The sequence below is a fragment of the Photobacterium japonica genome, from assembly GCF_050337005.1.
Lineage (GTDB): Bacteria > Pseudomonadota > Gammaproteobacteria > Enterobacterales > Vibrionaceae > Photobacterium > Photobacterium japonica.
In genome coordinates this window covers 1-19,826 of sequence record NZ_JAKJSN010000045.1, presented here as the reverse complement: position 1 = coordinate 19,826, position 19,826 = coordinate 1, and the positions used below count along the sequence as shown (strand labels likewise).

General features: G+C 49.4%; 25 protein-coding genes. 3 read left to right on the top strand and 22 right to left on the bottom strand.

What is annotated here, in order from left to right; all coding sequences use genetic code 11:
* Positions 1–32: 32 nt before the first annotated feature.
* From L4C36_RS16995 to L4C36_RS16890, 22 genes are all read right to left on the bottom strand, one after another.
* Positions 33–764: a hypothetical protein gene (locus tag L4C36_RS16995; protein ID WP_428478997.1), complete on the bottom strand. Its 732-nt coding sequence runs from the start codon at positions 762–764 to the stop codon at positions 33–35.
* Positions 749–1,444: a hypothetical protein gene (locus tag L4C36_RS16990; protein ID WP_428478996.1), complete on the bottom strand. Its 696-nt coding sequence runs from the start codon at positions 1,442–1,444 to the stop codon at positions 749–751. The genes L4C36_RS16995 and L4C36_RS16990 overlap by 16 nt, the downstream gene beginning before the upstream one ends.
* Positions 1,441–1,983, bottom strand: coding sequence for a baseplate complex protein (locus tag L4C36_RS16985; RefSeq protein WP_428478995.1), 543 nt, complete (start codon positions 1,981–1,983; stop codon positions 1,441–1,443). The genes L4C36_RS16990 and L4C36_RS16985 overlap by 4 nt, the downstream gene beginning before the upstream one ends.
* Positions 1,984–1,989: 6 nt before the next feature.
* Positions 1,990–4,650, bottom strand: a complete 2,661-nt coding sequence (locus tag L4C36_RS16980; RefSeq protein WP_428478994.1) for a phage tail-collar fiber domain-containing protein — start codon at positions 4,648–4,650, stop codon at positions 1,990–1,992.
* Positions 4,651–4,662: 12 nt separating this feature from the next.
* Positions 4,663–5,265, bottom strand: a complete 603-nt coding sequence (locus tag L4C36_RS16975) for a phage tail protein (RefSeq protein ID WP_428478993.1) — start codon at positions 5,263–5,265, stop codon at positions 4,663–4,665.
* On the bottom strand, positions 5,252–6,439 hold the full coding sequence (locus tag L4C36_RS16970; protein ID WP_428478992.1) for a baseplate J/gp47 family protein: 1,188 nt from the start codon (positions 6,437–6,439) through the stop codon (positions 5,252–5,254). Before L4C36_RS16970 ends, L4C36_RS16975 begins: the two co-directional genes overlap by 14 nt.
* Positions 6,432–6,755, bottom strand: coding sequence for a DUF2590 family protein (locus tag L4C36_RS16965; RefSeq protein ID WP_428478991.1), 324 nt, complete (start codon positions 6,753–6,755; stop codon positions 6,432–6,434). The genes L4C36_RS16970 and L4C36_RS16965 overlap by 8 nt, the downstream gene beginning before the upstream one ends.
* Entirely contained in the window at positions 6,752–8,635 is a 1,884-nt protein-coding gene (locus tag L4C36_RS16960; protein ID WP_428478990.1) for a phage tail tape measure protein, read from the bottom strand. The genes L4C36_RS16965 and L4C36_RS16960 overlap by 4 nt, the downstream gene beginning before the upstream one ends.
* 18 nt (positions 8,636–8,653) lie before the next feature.
* The gene (locus L4C36_RS16955) at positions 8,654–8,797 is read right to left on the bottom strand and encodes a DUF6890 family protein (protein ID WP_428478989.1); all 144 of its coding nucleotides are present in this window, start codon (positions 8,795–8,797) and stop codon (positions 8,654–8,656) included.
* A 41-nt stretch (positions 8,798–8,838) separates the two neighbouring features.
* Complete coding sequence (locus L4C36_RS16950) at positions 8,839–9,105, bottom strand: putative phage tail assembly chaperone (protein WP_428478988.1); 267 nt, start codon at positions 9,103–9,105, stop codon at positions 8,839–8,841.
* Positions 9,102–9,383, bottom strand: a complete 282-nt coding sequence (locus L4C36_RS16945) for a hypothetical protein (RefSeq protein ID WP_428478987.1) — start codon at positions 9,381–9,383, stop codon at positions 9,102–9,104. Before L4C36_RS16945 ends, L4C36_RS16950 begins: the two co-directional genes overlap by 4 nt.
* Entirely contained in the window at positions 9,384–9,905 is a 522-nt protein-coding gene (locus L4C36_RS16940; RefSeq protein ID WP_428478986.1) for a hypothetical protein, read from the bottom strand.
* Positions 9,890–10,384, bottom strand: a complete 495-nt coding sequence (locus L4C36_RS16935; RefSeq protein WP_428478985.1) for a M15 family metallopeptidase — start codon at positions 10,382–10,384, stop codon at positions 9,890–9,892. The genes L4C36_RS16940 and L4C36_RS16935 overlap by 16 nt, the downstream gene beginning before the upstream one ends.
* Positions 10,381–10,593 (bottom strand): TraR/DksA C4-type zinc finger protein, encoded by a 213-nt coding sequence (locus L4C36_RS16930; protein ID WP_428478984.1) that lies wholly within the window; start codon positions 10,591–10,593, stop codon positions 10,381–10,383. Before L4C36_RS16930 ends, L4C36_RS16935 begins: the two co-directional genes overlap by 4 nt.
* Positions 10,594–10,603: 10 nt before the next feature.
* Positions 10,604–11,059: a phage protein gene (locus L4C36_RS16925; protein WP_428478983.1), complete on the bottom strand. Its 456-nt coding sequence runs from the start codon at positions 11,057–11,059 to the stop codon at positions 10,604–10,606.
* Positions 11,060–11,062: 3 nt separating this feature from the next.
* Complete coding sequence (locus tag L4C36_RS16920; RefSeq protein ID WP_428478982.1) at positions 11,063–12,187, bottom strand: DUF2586 domain-containing protein; 1,125 nt, start codon at positions 12,185–12,187, stop codon at positions 11,063–11,065.
* Between the two features lie 3 nt (positions 12,188–12,190).
* Positions 12,191–12,847, bottom strand: coding sequence for a virion morphogenesis protein (locus L4C36_RS16915; RefSeq protein ID WP_428478981.1), 657 nt, complete (start codon positions 12,845–12,847; stop codon positions 12,191–12,193).
* Positions 12,825–13,319, bottom strand: coding sequence for a phage tail protein (locus L4C36_RS16910; RefSeq protein WP_428478980.1), 495 nt, complete (start codon positions 13,317–13,319; stop codon positions 12,825–12,827). The genes L4C36_RS16915 and L4C36_RS16910 overlap by 23 nt, the downstream gene beginning before the upstream one ends.
* The gene (locus L4C36_RS16905) at positions 13,319–13,738 is read right to left on the bottom strand and encodes a head completion/stabilization protein (RefSeq protein WP_428478979.1); all 420 of its coding nucleotides are present in this window, start codon (positions 13,736–13,738) and stop codon (positions 13,319–13,321) included. Before L4C36_RS16905 ends, L4C36_RS16910 begins: the two co-directional genes overlap by 1 nt.
* 96 nt (positions 13,739–13,834) lie before the next feature.
* A complete protein-coding gene (gene gpM / locus L4C36_RS16900) occupies positions 13,835–14,542 on the bottom strand; it encodes a phage terminase small subunit (protein ID WP_428478978.1) in 708 nt (235 codons plus the stop codon).
* Positions 14,543–14,545: 3 nt separating this feature from the next.
* Positions 14,546–15,568 carry a phage major capsid protein, P2 family gene (locus L4C36_RS16895; RefSeq protein WP_428478977.1) on the bottom strand — a complete coding sequence of 341 codons (1,023 nt, stop codon included), beginning with the start codon at positions 15,566–15,568 and terminating at the stop codon, positions 14,546–14,548.
* Between the two features lie 9 nt (positions 15,569–15,577).
* Positions 15,578–16,426 (bottom strand): GPO family capsid scaffolding protein, encoded by an 849-nt coding sequence (locus L4C36_RS16890; RefSeq protein ID WP_428478976.1) that lies wholly within the window; start codon positions 16,424–16,426, stop codon positions 15,578–15,580.
* Positions 16,427–16,597: 171 nt separating this feature from the next.
* Between L4C36_RS16890 and L4C36_RS16885 the strand changes: the two genes are divergently transcribed.
* The 3 genes from L4C36_RS16885 to L4C36_RS16875 all read left to right on the top strand — a co-directional run bounded on the left by L4C36_RS16885 (position 16,598) and on the right by L4C36_RS16875 (position 19,755).
* Positions 16,598–18,379, top strand: coding sequence for a terminase large subunit domain-containing protein (locus L4C36_RS16885; protein ID WP_428478975.1), 1,782 nt, complete (start codon positions 16,598–16,600; stop codon positions 18,377–18,379).
* The gene (locus L4C36_RS16880; RefSeq protein WP_428478974.1) at positions 18,358–19,419 is read left to right on the top strand and encodes a phage portal protein; all 1,062 of its coding nucleotides are present in this window, start codon (positions 18,358–18,360) and stop codon (positions 19,417–19,419) included. The genes L4C36_RS16885 and L4C36_RS16880 overlap by 22 nt, the downstream gene beginning before the upstream one ends.
* Before the next feature lie 84 nt (positions 19,420–19,503).
* Positions 19,504–19,755 (top strand): ogr/Delta-like zinc finger family protein, encoded by a 252-nt coding sequence (locus tag L4C36_RS16875; protein ID WP_428479021.1) that lies wholly within the window; start codon positions 19,504–19,506, stop codon positions 19,753–19,755.
* The last annotated feature ends 71 nt before the right edge of the window (positions 19,756–19,826 follow it).

Here is a 19,826-nt window from a genome sequence, read left to right as displayed (position 1 = left end):
AGTGGGCGCTTGGTGTGTTGCGGGGTGCAGTTCTACTTGGTGATGGGGTCTAACCGCCCTTTCAGTTTACTGGCTGCTTTACCGTGACCAGTAAAGTTGGATGCTTGATTCGGTGAACTCGTTGCTGCGCCGGTCTCTGGACTCTTGTGTGTATGTCCGGCGCATGTACTGGACAGCTCACTTACCACTTGCATCAACTCACTAAGCAAACGCAGTACGTTCTCACCTTCTGAACCCACCCATGTCTTTGGGGCGCGGTGGTCTTGCTCTTGCTTTGCTCGCACTTCGCGCAGCTGGCAATGTAGCTTGGCCAATTTGTCTGTAATGCTGTGAAAGCTACCCTCTTCATCAACCAGGTGATACACGCCCTGACGTTGTTGGTACCGGCTCTCGCCTTGCTTAATCGCCGGTAACTTGAAGCCCAACGGGAGCACACAACGGATAAAGGGCTTATCTGGCTGACCGAAGATAAAGCCCAGTTCAACAATGCTGCCGATCGCGGGCGGTTCTAACCGTCCTGCGTAATCTCCCAGCCCTGGCACCGGTAATGGTACGGCCTGCAATGGGGCTTTGTTTTTATACTCCATGCCCTTTTCATCCAACAGCTGAACATCTGCAGCATAGTGGGGATAGAACCGATCAGAGAGGTCACCCTCTTTAGGCAGCTCTGGCAACGCAACGACTTTTCCCCAACGGGGCAAATGCCAGCGGCCTGTCAATTCTGGAAATAACCGATAGATGATGCGTTTTATTGTCCCTTCCATGTCAGCTTGACCTCCGTTCCTTCAAATTCGACCGATGACAATCTCAGCCCATTGACCACCACACCCGGCCTAAGCTTGGGGATCGCGGGTACACTCACCGACTTGTTGCCACTATGCTTGGTCATGATTTCATTGGGCAATGTGATCGGCTTGTCGGCCCAATACGAATCTTTCCAGCTGCCTACAAAAATCTGCCCGTTACCTTGTTGCTGCCAGAAGAAATCCTCAATACTGAATGCCTGCGCCAGCTCATCCATGATCCGGTATCCATTACCGTCACTGTAGAAACACGGGATGGACGTTTTGCTGTAGGCCTGCTCGGGCACCACAAATTGCAGTCCCGTTTGTTGGGTCACATTACTGAGGATTTGCATCAAGGTAGGATGGCGCATGATCACGTTGAGCGGTTTGAATAGAATGGCGGCCAGTTCACGACAGAATAAATTCGACCAGCCTTTTTCTGCTGGTTGCACCTGTTCTATGTAACCAATGAACACGCGCGAAATCGCATCCCCCCAACCTAAATCAACCGCCACAATAGTATTGGGTTCTGGGTTACCTTCCACCGTTAACCGACATCGCCCTGGCGTGTTTTCTGTCAGCACGACCCGGTATGTTTTCACCTTGACTTTCTCCTTGCCGAGATAAACCCGGCAAAGGAATTTATGGTTTGCTGTCATGCGAGTAAATTGTCAATCCGCTTGAGTACGCCCATCATCCCTGTGTATTCCACACTGGTTCCAGGTGGAAGATCATCAGAAGGTGATGCCCCTTGTTCAACAGGGGTTTCAATCCCCTGCATCTTTTGTTGGGCAGCTGGCTTATCCGGTTGGCGCTGCTCGATACGTTCGGGAACAGAAAGGTGTTCAACCAATTCAAACGCCACATTCCACTGCCGCAATGTGGTTTGTTCATCAGCGCGTATCGTCCCTTGAAACTTCACTTGTCGAATTTTCAAGGTTTCTGCCGTGGTGTTACTGATACGGTAAATGTGTCTGGCCCCGTTATCTTGCGTGTCCGCCAAACTAAAAATCTGGGTCAACAGATGCTTTTGATCGAAAGGCACGATACCGGACACCGCCAACACCTTGCCTTTGCTGCCCATTTCCGCCTGATCGGTTGCCGAGGTTTGGCCGGACATGTCCTGTCCGGCGAGTTGCTGGCGAACGCTAATGCGAAGTGCCTTTAGTGTGAGTTGGGTTCCGTCTAGGGTTAACATTTATACCTAACTTGTCTGTATTAAGCGGCCATCTGTGTCTCTATCCACGGGCTCTGTAATAGATACTCTTAATTCACCCAAGAAAGTATCCCACATGAACGTTGAACCAAGTTTCACTAATGGTATACCTGGGCCTACCGCTTTAAATTTATTATCAGAATAAAAAGTATTTCTATTTAACCTGAAATCATCTGACGAATTCCCTATTCCAGACATACATTTTACCGTTGGCATGTCAGAGTTCAAGTCTCCGGCCAGATTAAACATATAATCAGGATCAGATAAGTTATTTATTTCACAACCACCGATATCAAATGTTTTATAGTTTCCACAAAATGGTGCTGTATCTCCGCCATCAGTGTGTAAATTGGTTATATTAACATGATCAATATAATTCACATATAATGGCTGCCCAGTTAGACCTGTATACTTATCCTCTAATATATTCAATGTGCCACCATTGGAATCTGAATTAGCCCTTAATCCATTTACACAATTATGCCCTCTATTTAATATAGAATTGATTTCCTTATCTGAATTAGATTCAATTAACGTGGTATATTTGCAATTGAAGTAATCATTATCAAACAGTGTTATTTTATGAGGCAAGCTATCCGTAATGTATACTGCATCTAGGTCATCTCTTCCATAAAGTTTACCATGGCTTACACTTCCATCACTTTTACCGCTAAATCGTAATACGTGAGTACCAATTTTTGTTGTTAAATTATGTAGTTCAGGAGATTCTATATTGCACTTTGACCCTTGATAATCAACTGGATTAGCTGAAGACACTAATATAGGTTCTCGATATCGACTCTCTTTACATATTGGTCGAACTATATCTACAATTGATTCCCATATTGATATATTTTGTCGATCTGTATCAATTACTATAGGATCGATAATTTTACCGGTGCAATATTTCAATATGATTCCTGGTTGTCCTCCCGTCTCACCTGGCATTCCCTTCACATAGGGCATATCTAATAAAACATCCACGCATTGATGAATATGTATTGCATTACAAGATGCCTCTGTAGTTACCCCTTCACCTTTATTTCCAAATATCCTCAACCCTCGAACTGTAAATGCTGCATGGAACCCCAAACTCTCATTAAAATTCAACCCATCCAAAGGAACATTTCGATTTGAAATACCATAAGTATTCTTTTTATAATGAGATGGCATTAAATATAGCTCTGTCATGTAACCATGTATCACACTCCCATCAGGAAACTGAAGAACATCACCATCCCAAAAGTATTTAAATGGATTTAAATTGAACTTTTTAATACCCAATGGATTATTTGCCATTGCACGAATAGCCTTTGATGCATCAGTTTCAGGAAGACCACAAAACTCCTCAATACGCAATGGCCTATCAGAGTCACGATATGCATAATTACCATTATGCATGTCAATAACAACAAAACCATCAGGTATTTCTGGCCCTGCCGTCCTAACAACAAATGAATTGGCGCCCAAGCCTTCTTGAACAGCCCCTAGTGTTTTAAATTTAAATCCAAGAGGTAATCCGTCCGGAACTAATGCTAATGTACTAAAAATCTGCTCAGACTCTAATCGAAACAGCTTCGATTCACCTGACTCAAACTTAACTAACTCATCAGTTATTTCTATAATCTTCCCTGATCGTGCAGGAGACATCATACTTACTGACTTTTTTGAACGTAATGCATTAAAAATACCATCAGGAACTACATCTCCCTGCTTAGCGTACTGATCAAGGATAGGAGGGTATATCTTTAATCCAGTCGACTCATCTACAGCTTTTGAGTTTTGTTGATTAGTATAAATCCTAGTCTCCCCCTCAGGCCGCAAATCACTCACACTTCCATCAGCCAACACTTGCGCAATCTTGCACACAAAGTGCTTAGTCCCTTGGGCATCGGTGTAATCGTCTTTCTCTTCTGGCGTGACGACAAAATTGAACTCCGTCACCCATTCACCCGTTGAGGAACCTTCGCGGTGGACATCGACATAAATGTATGATGGCTTATTGGGTACCTGCAAGCTGCGGTCATAAGGCAATGTAATACGGTTACCTGACACATAACCGGCACCGGCTTTGATATTGAATGCACTACCCTGCGGCGTAACCAAAAACCCGTCTTCAATGAACCAGTCTTTGCCGTTCTGGTCGATGATGGCCTGCGCGACATCGTCGTCCATTTTCTTCATGCGTGGCGCGGCGTTGTACTGCCATGTCGAGGCATCCACCGTGATATTGGTGATCTCGGCAATGTCTTTGTATTCCAACACCACCGAACGCACCAAGGTATTACCTGCCACACCTGGCTGGTCAGCTGTTTTAGGCGTCAGGGCGTGGTGGTCAATCGTGACTAACACGTCATATTCAGAGCAGTAAGCGCCTGTCCAGTTGAACTCGAACGGGCCTTCATCGCTGGTTAACGTGGTGCTGTAGATCACCGAATCTTCAGAGAGTCGGCCACGCTGCTCTACCCCTTCTTGGTGAACGATGTGATCCGTTGGCACACTGTCATTGGGTTGCGGAAAAGCCGGACGATTCGGCACGTTGGCAAAAATCATCTTGTCGATGACCAGTGCCTTTTCTTCTGCATTGAGCTGGGCCAACAGTGCTTTACCGGCGGCGGTTAAAATGGAGGTGTCCGTGCTATTTGCCATTCTTGTTTTTCCTTAACCTTTCACTGTGGCTTGGTAGTATTCGCAATCAACGTTCATCACGTTGGGCAACATGCCCACATTCAGCCGTGTTTTGACATGTGACGTTGCGTACTGCGCTTCAATGCTTTTACTGCGCGCAGCCAGCGGCATTTCTACATAACTGGTGTATTGGTAACGGCGGCAAGTTCGGCCATATTGGCGCACCACCGTGTCGAGCAATTTCGGTACTTTGGTTAAATCCCCATCACGGATTTTCAGGCTAATCACATCCCAATCGACATTCACTAACCGCTCATCTTGTGCGATGTGGGGATAACCCAGTTTTTCAAACATCTCCTCCCAACCGGCGACCGAACCGGCATCACGGGAAAAGCTGTAGGCATGGGCAACACGGATACGAAATAAAGCTTCGGGCTCTTGGCCAAGCCGCTCCACATCACGTTGCCAAGCCAGAATATTGACCAGTGCAATGGGTGCGGTCAGTGGGTCATGTTGCTGCAGTGGCATTTCAAAGGCGGCTTTGACATGTGCCCAGTAGTTCTGCAAAGCGCGGGCTAACTTCGCCAGCTCACCCCGTCCCATCCAATACCGCAGGTTGATCTCAGGTATTTTCAAGTGAGACCTCCAACGTCTGAATGCGCGGCACGGTCAGGTTGTTGATGATGTCGGCGTTATCAAACTCAAGGGATTCAATCTGTGAAAACTGGCCATGTAACTCTTGCGCCAATTTCGAGAAGCTAAAGCGCAATACCGGATTGGTGACGGTCGGGGCGTAATCCGTGTTCTCGCGGAATGCCGCACCAATGAACATTGCCACTTGGGCTTTCAATTGGTCGCGTTCTTCCATGGTGGTCGAACGCACCGGCCATACACGGCAAATCAGGTTGTGTTGGGTTTCTGGCATGGCCATCACCTGCAGATCATCGCCATGGCCATGCTGCCCTTGCGAGCGAATGTATTCATTCAAATCAGCCAGCATTTCAGGGGATGGCTCACCGGTATCTAACAGGATGAGTGCGTTCGCGGTACCTGGTCCACGCGGGGCGTTATGCTCGAAATACACGTTATCGTCGTTGATACCTGCACGACTGGTGAGCAAGGAACGGTAAGCCGCATCAATGTGCCAGCGGGCAACCGCACTCCACTGGTTACGAATGCGCAAACGCAGTTCATCATTGCTTTCTTTATCTGCCCCTGCCGCAATCAGCCATTCTGCAGGGTTAATAGCGGCAGCAATGCCGGGGATCGCCGTTGGCAGAATGTGGTAATACCCTTCACCTAGGTTATAAGCCGCCCCTTCGCTTTCGGCTTCTACATCTGCCATCACCATGGTGTCGTTTTCCGCCAAGGTGGTATCTTCCAGCACACGCACGCGGTAGATGTTGCCGTTAATCGATTCAGTCTGAATCCATGTATTCTTGGGAATCACCAACGCGGGGCCTTGAACGGCAGCACGCTGAAAGGCGATCAGCCCTTTGGCTTTGGTTGCCCCTTTGCGGGTGAGTTTGCATTGCCAAGCCAGCAGGTCGAGCCATTGGTCAACCGCCGTGGCCACAAACATGTTCGGCAATACATAGCCCACCAATAATGTGGTGATCAGCCATACCGTGACTTTCACCACGGCCGATTCAATCAGGCGCCAAAAAGGAGAGAACGGCGAATCATTAGCAATAATGCAGCCTTCTTTGGTCATCTCTTCTTTCAGCACTTTTTTCCAACCAGCTTCATCGGTTGGAATGCCCGACTGCTTCACCAGTTCGGTATAATCAGGTTTTGGAATATCAGCCATTGGTTAGCTCCAGCTCTAATTGACCAAAATCACTCGTGGTGGCAAACACATACATCACACCCGGCTTGGGCTCTTCCAACCGCACCGAACCCGGCACTAATCGCACATCTTCTTCAACCAACAGTTCCAATCGGGTGCGGATATCCGCCTTTTTTGAGGGGCTGCGTTCTGCAATCAACTCAACCGCTAAATTGCTTTCGATAATGGCGTGTTTAATGTCTTGGGCGATCACCGCCTTGTCTTGAATCAGCACAGGGTTTCGACCGGCATCCAGCACCACATCACCGTTTTCAATCAGTACATCTTGATAAATCATCCGGCGATAAACTCCATTTCGGTTGCGAAGTCCTGCGGGTTATTCATTTGCTGGGCGTAGATGCTCACTCCGCCATAATTGGTCGAATTGCTCTGGTAACTGGCGATGCTTCGCGCGGCACCACCGGGCTGAATCGCGGCGCGGGGCATGGCTTGCTGTACGGCTTGAGATTTCACCTCAACCTCATCGCCCCCAAAGCCTGGTATCCAGTCCATGACGCCTTTGGCCATTTCCCATAAGCCGCTCAGTTGTTCCGTGATCCAACCAAACACCGCACCGAAAATGTTTTTCAGGCGATCAGCCAAAGCAAACAGGCCATCGAAACCGCTGGTATCACTAAAGCCACTGCTGACCCATTGCCAGCCCCCTTTGATAAATTGGAAGAAGGCTTGAAACGGAATGAAGAGCAACTCAAGGGCTGTTTCGAGAATCTGAAACCACATGGTGTCGCCAAAACTGGCTTTCAAATCATCCCAGAAATAAATCAAGGTACCRATGGCGGCGATAGCAGCAATCACTGCAGCAACAACCAGCACAATCGGGTTCATCGCAATGACAATATTCGCGGCCAACACGGCGGCGCGCACTGAAGCCATGCCTTGGGCTAGCAGCCAATTCGCGGCGGTAAAGGCTTTCATCACTAACGTGCATGTCGCCATGGCTTGCTGCCAAATACCCATCATCAGGGTCATCACACCACCGGCGGCGGCGGCACCTAAAATGGCTAGCCCCGCAAAGCCAATGTATTTGGTCAGGTTCGGGAACAACTGCGTCCAGGTGATCAACTCTTGCGCACCATCCGACAAGCTTTGCACTATCGGAATTAACGAGGGCAACAAGGCCGATCCGACTGCAGCACGGATAGAAAATATCCCTTGCTCTAACCGCATCCATTCATCGGTCATTCCCTTAGCCATGTCCGTGGCTGGGCCCAACCCTTTCACCTTGCCGAGCGCATCTATCCCCGATGTCACGTCATCTATGTTTTTCACCATATTGATGAGCATCAGCGAGCCGTCACCCAACCCTGCATCGTCCAATAAGGCACGGGCATCTGCGCCGGATAAGCCGTCTAACAACGGCGCAATGTTCTTTAGCACTTGCTCCATCGGGAGTAGCTGGCCAGTAGCATCCGTTAAGCTGACGCCTAATGCCTCTTGCGCACCGACCGCACCTTCAAGGAAGTTGGTGTATTGAGTGACAGCGTCACCGTCAGACATTTGCTGAGTCAACATACCGAAGATGGCCAGCTGCTCTTCCATTGGCACGCCCATGGTGGAGGTGAGCGAGTGCATGCCGTCGACCATTCCTTCAATCGCCCCCATTTCCATGCCGTACATGCGCCTTGCTTCTGCCGTCATGCCCGCCACCTGCGCCACCCATGTGTCCTTGCCCATGGCATCGGCTTCTTGCTGGTAGTTCCCGTACAGGTTTTTCATGTAACGGGATACGGTTTCCGCATCGGACTTCATGGCCATGGCTAACGTGGCAGAACTGCGGGTCGTGCTGCTCAACACCTCTGCTGGCATATCACCCAGTGCCGCTCGAATGCCTTCACTCTGAGCGATCACATCAATGGCGGATTGGCCATACTCGGCTGAGAAATCCAACGCGGTTTTGGTGATGGCTTTTAGCCCTTCATCCGCCACGCCCAGTGATTTAACGCTTTTCAGTGCCCGATCCATTTCAATGGCTGGCATCAACGCCGCTTGCAACGCCAAACCGGCACCCGCCACCCCTGCCGCGCCAGCCACCATGTTCTGGGTACCATCACGGTAGCCTTGAGTCATGTGCGAAAACTGCTGTTGGATATGGCCCAACGGTTGACTGATTTGGTCAATCRACCCAATGGTAAATCGCAGGGGTTCAGGCAGGCTCATCGGTTCGTGCTTCCTTATTTAGGGACTAAAGGCTTGTGCAACACCGTTCGCGGTCATGGTTCGCATGTTTGCCCAGAATTCTTTTTCTAACCAAACAGCCCTTGCCAAATTGGCTTCGGTGTCTGACTCGCCTGGTAACCACTTGCGCCGCCAAGCGAGCATTTTGCCGTAGTCATTGCGGTCTAACGCCGCGACAAGGCTGTCTATTTTTTTACGGTGATTACCAACTTCGGAGCGTATTGCGCCATCACTTCCGCTGTAAGCTGCACAGCTGCCCCCGGATTCGCTTGGGTGATTTCACGCAACGCGTCTTTGGTTTCGTCAGTCACCGTGTTGAAGAGAAAGTTATGCGCCGGTGCCACTTTGTTGTCGGGCATTAGCTCGTTCATGTAATCGTTGTATTCCACTTCGGTCGGTTTAAACGCCAACTCTTTACTTGCCACAACTAACTGAATCAATTTCTCGCTCATGCTGCATCTCTCTCTTTTTTGTCTAACTTGGTTTCCAGGCGATCAAACCGCCCGTACATTGAATTTTTCAAATCGTCTACAGCTTCCCGTAGTTCATGCTTGGTGGCGTACTTCTCTGCGGCATCTGCTCGCTGGTTGACAATGGCCAACTCATTTTTATGCGTGCGCTGCTCAAGATCGCGAGTTGTAGCGGCGGATTTCTCAGCGCGTGTGAACACGAAACCGATCAGCGTTAATAAGAAACCGCCTATTCCAAGCCAAACGCGCCAATCGTCCATTTAGCCCCCTTGCAACTTCAGCTGTTTGCTCTTGTCTACACTGCCTTTGCTGCTGCCCAACCAGAACGCCACTCCTGTGCCGAATGCACCCAACACGGTACCGGCAATCATGATCAGCACCTGGGAGTAAGCGGCAGAAGGTTCACCGAAAAACAGCGCAGTAAACATCCCTGTCACCATGGCGCACAGTAGCAACACCAATAGGCTCGGCATCCAGTGGTCGTGGTGCTTATTCCGCGCATGTTGGGTATCAGCCAAAAACTCCCGCTGCTCTTCCAGTGCCAACCGGCCTTCTTCTAACGCCAGCCGCTTGAGTTCCTGCGCATGTTCATATTCCAACTGCTTCAACTTCACCATGGCATCCGGATCGGTTGAAATGGCTTGTTCAATCGCTTGGGGCGTGTTTTCCACCCCCAGAGCCGAGGCCACCAAACTGCCAACGGCACCGCCAGCAGGGCCACCAATCAAAGAGCCGACCAATGGCGCGGCAGCACCGATCATCGCTTTTACTTTTTCCCACATACCGGACACACCTCTGGATAATCTGCTCGGGTTAATTCAAAGTGCGGGCCATCAAGAAACGGTTTCTTACCTTGCTTCTTCTTGCGCGCGATATAGCGTTCTTGGGCGGCTTTCAGATCACCGGCATCATTGATGCATTCCCAGCAACCGCCCCATACAATGCGCACGTTGTACTCGATGGCTGCTTGCTGCATGGCTTTGGCGATTTTGAAGTAGTGCTCCCAATCCCAGCGGACACTGCCGTTCACCCATGCGCCCAAGTCCACCGCATGGCCTGTCAGGTGACGGCTATTCATGGTCTTTGACGCCCCGTCGGCCACTAACACTTCCTGCTTTTCCCGTGTTCGCAGCACTTCAATGACGGTGAAATCCACGTCACACAATTCAATGGCACGTTTCACTACTTTTTCTTGCAGGGCATGCCCTTCTGCCAAGCGTTGTAATGATCGCTTTGCTAATCGGTACTGACTCACAGTCATCCTCGCTCTTTCATTCCTTGGCACTGGATGCAGCATTGGCATCCGGGCACCTTTTCGCGGCGGAGTTGTGGGATCGGATCACCACATTCCTCACACATCAGTGCGCTTTCCCGCGCTTGGTTTTGCATAGTCCTTGCCCGTTGGTTGGCAAGCGCCATTTCGGTGAATTGGGCTTCAAAACGGCAGCCTTGATCGATAACATCCGTCATCCCGCCCCCTTTACTGCACCAAGTCTTCGGTTTCATCGGCACGTAAATACGGCGTACCGTTGATGCGAACAAACTTAGGACTGGTCACTTCATACGGCACCTTGTGCACCAAGGCACTGCCGCCTGCACTGTCGATATCCACAATGTCGGATAACTTGATGCGGCACCCATAGGCTTCTACCTTGAGTTCGTCCTTATCAATTTTCCCGTAGAACATGGCATCGAAGTCCGGCATGCCACGCCATGAGCCGGTGTTCTTGGCCGCCTTGCTGAGCAAGTTAAACTGGGCGGTGGTCAGCTCCATTTCGCCAGAGGCTTCAACGTCACCGTCGACATAGCCATCAGGGACACCCCCTGTTTTATTCACGGCAGAGTTATCCGTAATAGATAACGTCACCTTTTGGGCTTTTAACTTCATGTCGCCCAGCGTGAAATGCATGTTCTTGCCAGATAAGCGCATTGCCATAACTTAGCCCTCTGCTCCATTGCTCAAATCCAGCGCAATATTGACCACGATATGTTTCGGGCAGTTATGCGGGCGGATCATGATGCTGATAATGACTTTGGTTTTGGTGACCCACTGAATGGTCACGTCTTCATCACGCGGTGACATGATTTCACCAGGGAAGGTGATGCCGCCGATTTCTGTGGTGAACGACATATCGAACAGCACTTTGCGGAAATAGCTGCGGTTCAGTTCGATGCTTGGTGGTGTGGAATTCAGGATGCGATCGGCAATACGGGCGATGGCTTTGAAGCGAACGCGGCGGTTGGCCTTATGCACCGGACGCACATATTCCAAATACTGGTAATCACCGGTTTTGGTTTCCAGCGTCATGGCGTCTGACCAATACACGCCTTCGTAGTCCGCATAACGCTGCGGTACCGAATAACGCGCTTCCGCTAAGGTGCCGATGGTCGACATTTCCAATTCTTTGCCGGTGCTATCAACGGGCATTGCCCCCAAGCTAAGAACCGACCCGGTGGCCACACGCATGGGTGAATCCGCCACGGTGACAGAGCGGTCACACAAGCGGCCACCCAGCACACCAATGTTGTTACCATTCAGCATCGGCACCGGTACCACCCAACGGGCGGCGACATCTTTTACCAAGGTCAGCATGGCGGTTTCATAGTCGGACCACGTTTGTGTGGCGGCATCAATACCTGGCGTGGCAGCCAAGAAAAACACCCAACGGCCTAATTTGCTGGTCAGTTCTTCAGCCTTTGACTGAATGGCATCAAATTCGGCTTTGTCGGTGATCACATCAACCAGGGCGATACCTTCAAAACTGTCGGTTTTGTTAGCTTCATTGACCGCATCCTGCCACGTTTGCGCCCCTTCACCCGGCGCCAGACCATAAATGGCTCCCGTCCAGTTCTGCTTACCGTTTAACTGCGCGGCACGAACGTTATCGCCCAGCGCATCATCACCCATCACATCATCCAAATTGGACATGGCATTAATGCGAGTGACCTTGCCTTGCAGTTCGGCCTTGGTCGTCGTGCCGATATAGAGCAAATGACGCTCAATTTCTGGCGGTGTACCTTGGCCTAAATTGAGGTTGTTCACCTCGACCTTACCGATTCCCATTCGTTAATTCCTTCTGCGTGCCTGCTCAATGATCTTGATGAGCTGGCGATTCACGTCTGTTTCGTGGCTACCCAAAATTTTCCGCTCGGCCAAGGGGATATCCCATGACTGCACACTGGTCTTGTTACTCAGTTCCCGAATCATCAATCCGGCTTTGCCATGCGTTACGGTGTCCATGATGTATCGCAATGTCGGTTTCTTGCGGCCCTTTCCATTTGGCTTCGGTACCGTGTAGCCCAACTCTCGCAATTTCTTGGCTTGTCCCTTTGAGCAAGGCGCGGTGTAATCTGGCGTTCCCCAACGCTTGCGCATTTGCGATGCCGTCATGCGTTGCGTTTGACCAGTGTGGTGTCGAGCCGCTATGCGACCGGTCAGCTTGTTTGACCACGTCAAATCAAGCTGATTGGCATTTTTCACATAGGGTTCAAGCCCTTTGCCCATGCGCTTGAGCATCTTGCCTTTCTTTCCGCTTCGCTTGGCTGGCAAGGCTTGCCCGTTCACATCTTTCTGCTGAGAAATCCGTTTCCGTGTATTGGTGCGTTCCCAACGCCCCAGCGTTTTCAGTATCCAAATTCGCTTCTTGGGCGGCATGGCCAGCAACGCCAATTTTTCATCAAGGTTCAGCCGGTCACGTTCATTAACCTGAATAGTTGGCGTCATTGGTCACATCAACATCTTCGGCAACATGGATAGGCACGGTCTGCACGCGGTAGGTTTGGCTTCGCCATGTGATCCCCCCATTTGGGTCAGGGATAAGCTCAATGGGCTCCATCATTTCCAACTCGATGGTTACATCCGCCGATTCATGCGAATTAACGTCTACGCCTACCTGCGGGTCACCCAATTCATCCGTGTTCCGGTCAACGTCACAATCCGCAAGCCAACACGCCACCAAGGCAAACACATTGCGCGGGTCACACTGTTGGTGAGGAAAGTCCTCAATAGAAATCACTGCGTTATAGCGCCACTGCGCAGCAATGTAGCCCCCGTTCCCTCGGTCTTCCCCATCCACCTGAATCGTTGCCGACTCTTGCCAGGCATCAATCTTGTTTTCCAGCACATCGCTTTTCATGTGCGCCAACAAGTACTGGGTCAGGTGTTCTAATTTTGTTTGGGTGTAAATGTCGGTCATCAAATCAGCCCAACTGATACACGCCCCATCCCCAACAATTGGCGAATGTCGCGGTTACTCTGTGCAATAAAGCTTTCTTGTTGCTCCTGGCTATCCGTTGCGAGGTTATTGGCTTCTTTTCGACGGTCTTGGGTGGCAAATTCCGGCAACAAATCACCATGAGCACGGGCATACACAGCCCGCTTAAAAATGGCGTTATCGTCTTCATCAAACTGCGGTGGCTGCCCATCTGTCACCAGCGATACCAACTGCTTTTTCACCGCCTTTGCTGCAATACGGATAGCCATTGCCATACTGTCGTTATCAAACACCGTTGGGATGCGGCGCAAGCGACGAAATTCATCCGTCGATAAATCTGGCCACCCATTACCAAGAATGGTCGTGTTCGCATCTGCGTTTGGCTTACCACCAAAACTCATCGCATCATCCTCGGCTTAAATAGGTAAGGGTTAATTGGTTTCACCGGTTGTTGTTGTCCATTGCTGGTCAACACCTCCACCAAAAACCCTTGGGGGTTAGGAGTCGGTTAACGCCCGCAGGCGCATATCAATTTTGTCTAACAGGGTTTTCACGCCACATTTGGGGTGAAAACGTTGTGCTTGGTTCAGCAATTTGGTCGACTGCGCGAGTGTTTCAGGGCTATCTACCGATGAGGGCAAGATTCTGCCCTCGCTATCACGCAACAAAAGTGCGCCGTAGAATTTGAACCACTTGGCGGTTAGCTTTTCATTCAGCCGCCATTCATTGCTGACTTTCTCAAAAATAACGGAACAATACGGTTCTACACTGTTGCCCTGATCTGCTTGCTGCTCACTCCACACCAGTACCGCATCAGCAATAAAGTGTGGCCAATCACGCTTCACGTTATCGGGGGTCGGTTGCCCTTGTTCGATACACAACAAGGCCCACTCGATCGCTAAGTCAAACTGTTCGGTGTCGAACAACCAGATCACGGCGTGGGAAAAAATGGGATTAGAAAAACAATCACCATCTTCAAGGTACTGCTTCACATACGGTCGGTACTTGGGCAGTAACTCTTCTCGCTTGAGTGCTACTTTGTCAGCAATGCGGTTGAGTTTTTTTAACCGCTTTAAGTCTTCTTCAAGACCAATTAACTGCAGGTGCAAACTGGCATGTTCGGGCGCAATGCCTGAGGCTTTCACCCGCCGTATTTCACGGCGGGCCGCTTTTATTTCCTTATCGCGACGACAGGGAGAAGCCATGCGTTATGCCACTGGTTCTGTCGGTTTAGGACCAATATGCACTTTCGCTTCATCGAAAGAGGCATACGCTTCAAAATTACCCACGGCATACCCTTCCCAACGCAAATAGCTGTTCTCGAACGCTTTGCGGTCTTCTTCGTGTTTAGCTTTACGATGACGGGTGTTCTTCTGGGTATAAATGTGCAAATTCTTCGGAATGGTTACCGTCATGCGCATTCCAGGGAAGAACGGCGGCACAATGGCGGGACGACCAGCAATAGAGAACGGCAAATGCTGCGCTTCTTTCTTCTCGCTAGGCGTGTCTGCTTTATCGTAAATACGCGCCGATTCTTCCGCAATCAGATCAGAACCGACCAAAACACGTAAACCTGGGTGATTACGAAACTGTGCCGGAATGTAGTTATTGATAAGATCAGAGGCCATCGCATCAAGGGTTTTGTAATCCCCACCGCCATCAGCATCTAAATACACATCAAGCGCACAAATCTGGTCAGGCTCATTTTCTGTCACGATTTGCTGCCAGCCTTTGTTGACATCTTCACCATTGGGATTCGCAACGGGGTCCGTGGTCTCAGCAACCGAAGTACCATTGAAACCAACGCGGAGCATATCCAGCGCAAATGCCATATTGGCGGATTCACTCAGCAGCTTCATAAACTCGCCATTACTGCCGGAGTTCGCCCAAACACTTAGGGTGTCCCAAGTAATCGAACAATTAGAATCTGTTTCTGTTAACCGGTATTCAAAGCCATCAGGCGATGCCGTTTTATTAAAACGCCCCCCTTTCTTACGGCCTGAGTGGAGACCAAGCGCACCGATTTCGACTACTTGACCGGAAATCTGATCAACATCCACCACGGTAATGAGGTTCAAGAAAGCAACCGATTCAAGTAACGCTTTACGTAATTGGGTTTCTTTAGGGCCGGTAATCGAAAAAAGCTCACCAACCGTTGTTACGCCGTAGGCTTTTGCCAACTGTTGGCTGTAATGGTTTAAGTTTGCGCGAGCAAGTTGATTGAGTTGCATGGTCTCTCCTTAAACCAATGAATTACTGTCAAAGCCGTCACCGCCTGATAAATCAGGGGTGTTGCGGTTATCTTCTTCCAGCAGTTTGCTAAATTGCTGCTGCATGGCTTGTTGCCCATCGGCTAATGTACTTAAAGCCGATGTCAGCACATTGAATTGTTCAGGGGTGATATTCCCTTCTGGCTTTTCTTCTGGCGGTAATTCTTCCGGTACCGGTGTATTGTCACCCTGATCAGTAAAATGTTGAGTCAACGTTTCTTGCAACGCAGTCTGCCCTTGTGCCAATGTCGTTAAGCTCGCGGTCAACGCGGCGAACTGTTCCTTATTCATGGGTTGTTCTTCCTTTTTGTCGTCTGAGCTTTTGTCAGTGAACAAATTGAATAAACGACGAATGCCACCGGCTTCTTCATGCAATTCATCCATCGCTAGCAATTCAGGCTGTGCGTACATGCAGTCGTTAGAGGTTGAAAATAACTTGATGCGATCGGTGCCCAAGCTAGCGGGCTGGTCGGTAATTGCCATACCAGCTAGGTAAGGCTTGTTGGTGTTAGCGAAATTCGGCTGAATCTCAATCGAGGTATAAACTTTCTGATCTTGCTGATTGAACTCAACCATCATCATATTGGGAGCCAATACAGCAAACAGGCGCATTAAGCCGTCTACTTCTTCCGCCTTCACTTCCAACACATCACCGCAGGCGTACCAACGCCAATGCTCAGGCCAAATTCGTGCACCATATACATTGGGATCATACGTTTCGGCCATGTCGAGCAGGTCTTGTCTATTAATAGTTCGTCCATCAATAGTGTCGCCTTCCGTGGCGACCCGAATCCATCCGGTTTTTAACTTCCCTGCCATAGGTCATCCATGCGTTGTTTGTTCAAATGAATATCAAATCACAGCAAGAATACGCATTTGAAAATCAGCATGCATTCACTCTTCTTCTGACAAATTCGGATTTTCATTAATCCCGAAAGCACCCGAACAATAGTGCGTCATTTGCGTTTTTTGCGGTTGTATGATGGCGGCATGGCATATTCCCCCGAAATCCGCGAAGCGGCCAAACGCCTGTACTTACGGCGTTGGACACCAGACGAAATACGATTAGAACTTGGGTTACCTAACGCCCGAGTGATTTACTATTGGGCTGATAAATACAGCTGGCGTGACCTTCTGCGCGAAGAGGAAGTCGATGAAGCCATTGCTCGCCGTATCGTCATGCTGACTGACCTACCAGAGAAAACCCCAAACCAGATCAAAGAGCTAGACATGCTGATTGAAAAGCATGTGAAGCTGAAAAAGCAGCGAACTCAGCAGCAGAAAACACACCAACATGACGTGGATAACAAGACCGAGAAGCAAAACCAAAACGGTGGGAAATCAAACTCAGAAGGTAAAAAACAAGGCAAGAAGAAAAAGAATGATGTAAGCCACTTAACCGAAGCTGACTTCAAAGACTGGCATGACAGCCTCTTTGCCTATCAGCACACGATGCGCGACAACCTACACCAGCGCATACGCAATATTCTCAAATCTCGGCAGATTGGCGCGACCTATTACTTTGCTGGCGAAGCATTAGAAAATGCCGCACTCACTGGCGACCCACAAATATTCCTCTCTGCCTCTCGTGCCCAGGCGGAAGTATTTCGCAGCTACATCATTGCGATTGCCAAAGAATTTCTGGGTGTCGAACTCTCGGGCAACCCTATCACCCTGCATACCGCTCATGGTGATGCCGAATTACGCTTTCTTTCCACCAATAGCAACACTGCCCAGAGTTATCACGGCCACGTTTATATTGATGAGTATTTCTGGATCCCCCAGTTTGAACGCTTGAACAAGCTGGCATCAGCCATGGCCACTCACAAGAAATGGCGTAAAACCTACTTCAGCACCCCATCAGCCAAAGGTCACCCCGCTTATGGGTTCTGGACAGGCGATAGCTGGAAAGGAGAAAAGAAAGATCGCCAACAGAAGATTTTCCCGACATTCGATGCCATGCGAGACGGTGGCCAACTGTGTCCTGATCGGCAATGGCGTTACATCGTCACGATTGAAGACGCCGCGAACGGCGGTTGTGACCTCTTTGATATTGAAGAACTGCGCGATGAATACAGCGATAACGATTTCAAAAACTTATTTATGTGTGCCTTCGTTGATGACTCACAATCTGTCTTCAAGTTCTCACAATTGGAAGGTTGCGGGGTCGACACCGCCAGCTGGCGTGATTTCAAACCCAAAAACGCCCGCCCCTTTGCCAACCGCGAAGTCTGGTTGGGTTATGACCCCGCTCGGACCCGTGATAATGCGACCTTGATTGTATTAGCACCCCCACAGTTTGAGGGGGAGAAATTCCGGGTACTGGAAAAGCATTACTGGCGAGGGCTGAATTTCCAACACCATGTTGAACAAATTAAACGGGTAACTGAACGTTACCACGTGACGTATATCGGCGTAGACATTACCGGTATCGGGGCGGGTGTGTTTGATTTGCTGCACAACCTTTTCCCACGGGAAGCCAAAGCCATTCATTACAGTGTCGACAGTAAAAATCGGCTGGTACTGAAAATGATTGACCTGATTGAAAGCCAACGAATTTGCTGGGATGCCGAACATAAAGACATCAGCGCCTCATTTTTAGCGATTAAGCGCGGTGTGACTGGCAGCACCAATCAAATGACGTTTAAAGCTGATCGCACAGAAAGCACGGGGCATGCTGATGCTTTCTTTGCCATTGCACATGCCGCTGTTAATGAACCGATCAACCACAACACGAAACGGAAGTCATCATGGACAACGCTCGCAGCCTAACAAAAACAGACGATGTAATCCCAAATAGTGGTAAGCACGTACAGAACAACAAACCCAGCATGGTGGCCTTTAGCATTGAAGACAGCTGGGAGCAGATCACCGGTATTGATACCCTGCATTGCGTCGATGAATGTGGGGGGATTTTCTACGATAACTTCAATGAATTTTGGGTGCCGCCACTCGATCGCACCCTATTGCTCAAAATCAGCAAAACCAACCCGTATCACGGCCCTATTGTATTCAGCCGAAAAAACATGGCGGCAGAGTTGATCCAGCTGTCGCCCTTGCTCGACCGTGAAAATCTTGAAGCCGCATTGTATAACTACCTGCTATTTGGGGACTGTCCATTGCTGAAAATGCGCAATGGCTTTGGCAAAGTCACACGGCTGATCGCACTCTCAAGTGTGTGGACTCGCGTTAAAAAAGACGGCAACTTCGCTTACCTGCAACGAAATGGTGATCACATCACTTACCGCACAGAAGATGTCATTTTTCTGAAGCAGTATGACCCTTTTCAGCAAATTTACGGTGTTCCTGATTATATGGGTGGCCTGCAGTCTGCTCAGTTAAATACCGATGCCACCCTATTTCGCCGCAAATACTACAAGAACGGCGCACATTGTGGCTTCATCTTCTACGCGACGGATCCAAACTTGGATGCCGACAAAGAGCAGGAGCTGCAAACGGCCATCGCGGGGAGTAAAGGGGTGGGTAATTTCCGCTCTCTGTTTGTGAATATTCCTGACGGTAAACCGGACGGGATCAAAATCATTCCAGTGGGAGACATTGCCACCAAGGACGACTTTACCAATATTAAGTCGGTGACTTCGCAAGACATGCTGGCCGCTCACCGGTTCCCGCCTGGGCTTTCAGGGATTATTCCTGTGGGGACATCCAGCTTTGGGGATCCGTTAAAAAGTGATGAGGCTTACCGCAAGAACGAGTCAACACCGTTGGCGCGCAAGTTTGTAGAGACGATCAATAAAGACCCAGAGATAAAGGGAAACAACATGTTGACGTTAGCAACACCGACAACATAAAACCCATTATAACTGTATAAAAAAACAGTCATCTGAATTACTATTAAACTATCAAATCAATAGTTCAAGGTTGTTCAAATGGCAATGAGGATTCACTGCACCCAATGCGGGCAAAAGGCAATAATCGGGAAGACAAATTGGATAACCGGGCAAACAGCAGACATTTACTGTTCTTGTTGTGATCCCGAGTGCGGCCACACCTTTGTGATGTCACTGGGTTTTAGCCATACCCTGAGCCCTTCCGCTAAAAACACGTCCGATTTGGTAACCGCCTTGTTCAAGTCAATGCCAAGAGAAGATGTCATGAAAATTAATCGCCAGTTATCATTCTTATAAACAAAAACGGTTAATGCCTGTAAACTGCATTAACCGTTTTAATTTAACTTTCTAGCATCTCTTCTTTGATT

What these genes read in the sequence shown, in the direction of transcription:
- L4C36_RS16995 (WP_428478997.1), bottom strand. Translation starts at nt 764, where the DNA reads ATGGAAGGGACAATAAAACGCATCATCTATCGGTTATTTCCAGAATTG.
- L4C36_RS16990 (WP_428478996.1), bottom strand. Translation starts at nt 1,444, where the DNA reads ATGACAGCAAACCATAAATTCCTTTGCCGGGTTTATCTCGGCAAGGAG.
- L4C36_RS16985 (WP_428478995.1), bottom strand. Translation starts at nt 1,983, where the DNA reads ATGTTAACCCTAGACGGAACCCAACTCACACTAAAGGCACTTCGCATT.
- L4C36_RS16980 (WP_428478994.1), bottom strand. Translation starts at nt 4,650, where the DNA reads ATGGCAAATAGCACGGACACCTCCATTTTAACCGCCGCCGGTAAAGCA.
- L4C36_RS16970 (WP_428478992.1), bottom strand. Translation starts at nt 6,439, where the DNA reads ATGGCTGATATTCCAAAACCTGATTATACCGAACTGGTGAAGCAGTCG.
- L4C36_RS16965 (WP_428478991.1), bottom strand. Translation starts at nt 6,755, where the DNA reads ATGATTTATCAAGATGTACTGATTGAAAACGGTGATGTGGTGCTGGAT.
- L4C36_RS16955 (WP_428478989.1), bottom strand. Translation starts at nt 8,797, where the DNA reads ATGCTCGCTTGGCGGCGCAAGTGGTTACCAGGCGAGTCAGACACCGAA.
- L4C36_RS16950 (WP_428478988.1), bottom strand. Translation starts at nt 9,105, where the DNA reads ATGAGCGAGAAATTGATTCAGTTAGTTGTGGCAAGTAAAGAGTTGGCG.
- L4C36_RS16945 (WP_428478987.1), bottom strand. Translation starts at nt 9,383, where the DNA reads ATGGACGATTGGCGCGTTTGGCTTGGAATAGGCGGTTTCTTATTAACG.
- L4C36_RS16940 (WP_428478986.1), bottom strand. Translation starts at nt 9,905, where the DNA reads ATGTGGGAAAAAGTAAAAGCGATGATCGGTGCTGCCGCGCCATTGGTC.
- L4C36_RS16935 (WP_428478985.1), bottom strand. Translation starts at nt 10,384, where the DNA reads ATGACTGTGAGTCAGTACCGATTAGCAAAGCGATCATTACAACGCTTG.
- L4C36_RS16930 (WP_428478984.1), bottom strand. Translation starts at nt 10,593, where the DNA reads ATGACGGATGTTATCGATCAAGGCTGCCGTTTTGAAGCCCAATTCACC.
- L4C36_RS16925 (WP_428478983.1), bottom strand. Translation starts at nt 11,059, where the DNA reads ATGGCAATGCGCTTATCTGGCAAGAACATGCATTTCACGCTGGGCGAC.
- L4C36_RS16920 (WP_428478982.1), bottom strand. Translation starts at nt 12,187, where the DNA reads ATGGGAATCGGTAAGGTCGAGGTGAACAACCTCAATTTAGGCCAAGGT.
- L4C36_RS16915 (WP_428478981.1), bottom strand. Translation starts at nt 12,847, where the DNA reads ATGACGCCAACTATTCAGGTTAATGAACGTGACCGGCTGAACCTTGAT.
- L4C36_RS16910 (WP_428478980.1), bottom strand. Translation starts at nt 13,319, where the DNA reads ATGACCGACATTTACACCCAAACAAAATTAGAACACCTGACCCAGTAC.
- L4C36_RS16905 (WP_428478979.1), bottom strand. Translation starts at nt 13,738, where the DNA reads ATGAGTTTTGGTGGTAAGCCAAACGCAGATGCGAACACGACCATTCTT.
- gpM (WP_428478978.1), bottom strand. Translation starts at nt 14,542, where the DNA reads ATGGCTTCTCCCTGTCGTCGCGATAAGGAAATAAAAGCGGCCCGCCGT.
- L4C36_RS16895 (WP_428478977.1), bottom strand. Translation starts at nt 15,568, where the DNA reads ATGCAACTCAATCAACTTGCTCGCGCAAACTTAAACCATTACAGCCAA.
- L4C36_RS16890 (WP_428478976.1), bottom strand. Translation starts at nt 16,426, where the DNA reads ATGGCAGGGAAGTTAAAAACCGGATGGATTCGGGTCGCCACGGAAGGC.
- L4C36_RS16885 (WP_428478975.1), top strand. Translation starts at nt 16,598, where the DNA reads ATGGCATATTCCCCCGAAATCCGCGAAGCGGCCAAACGCCTGTACTTA.
- L4C36_RS16880 (WP_428478974.1), top strand. Translation starts at nt 18,358, where the DNA reads ATGGACAACGCTCGCAGCCTAACAAAAACAGACGATGTAATCCCAAAT.
- L4C36_RS16875 (WP_428479021.1), top strand. Translation starts at nt 19,504, where the DNA reads ATGAGGATTCACTGCACCCAATGCGGGCAAAAGGCAATAATCGGGAAG.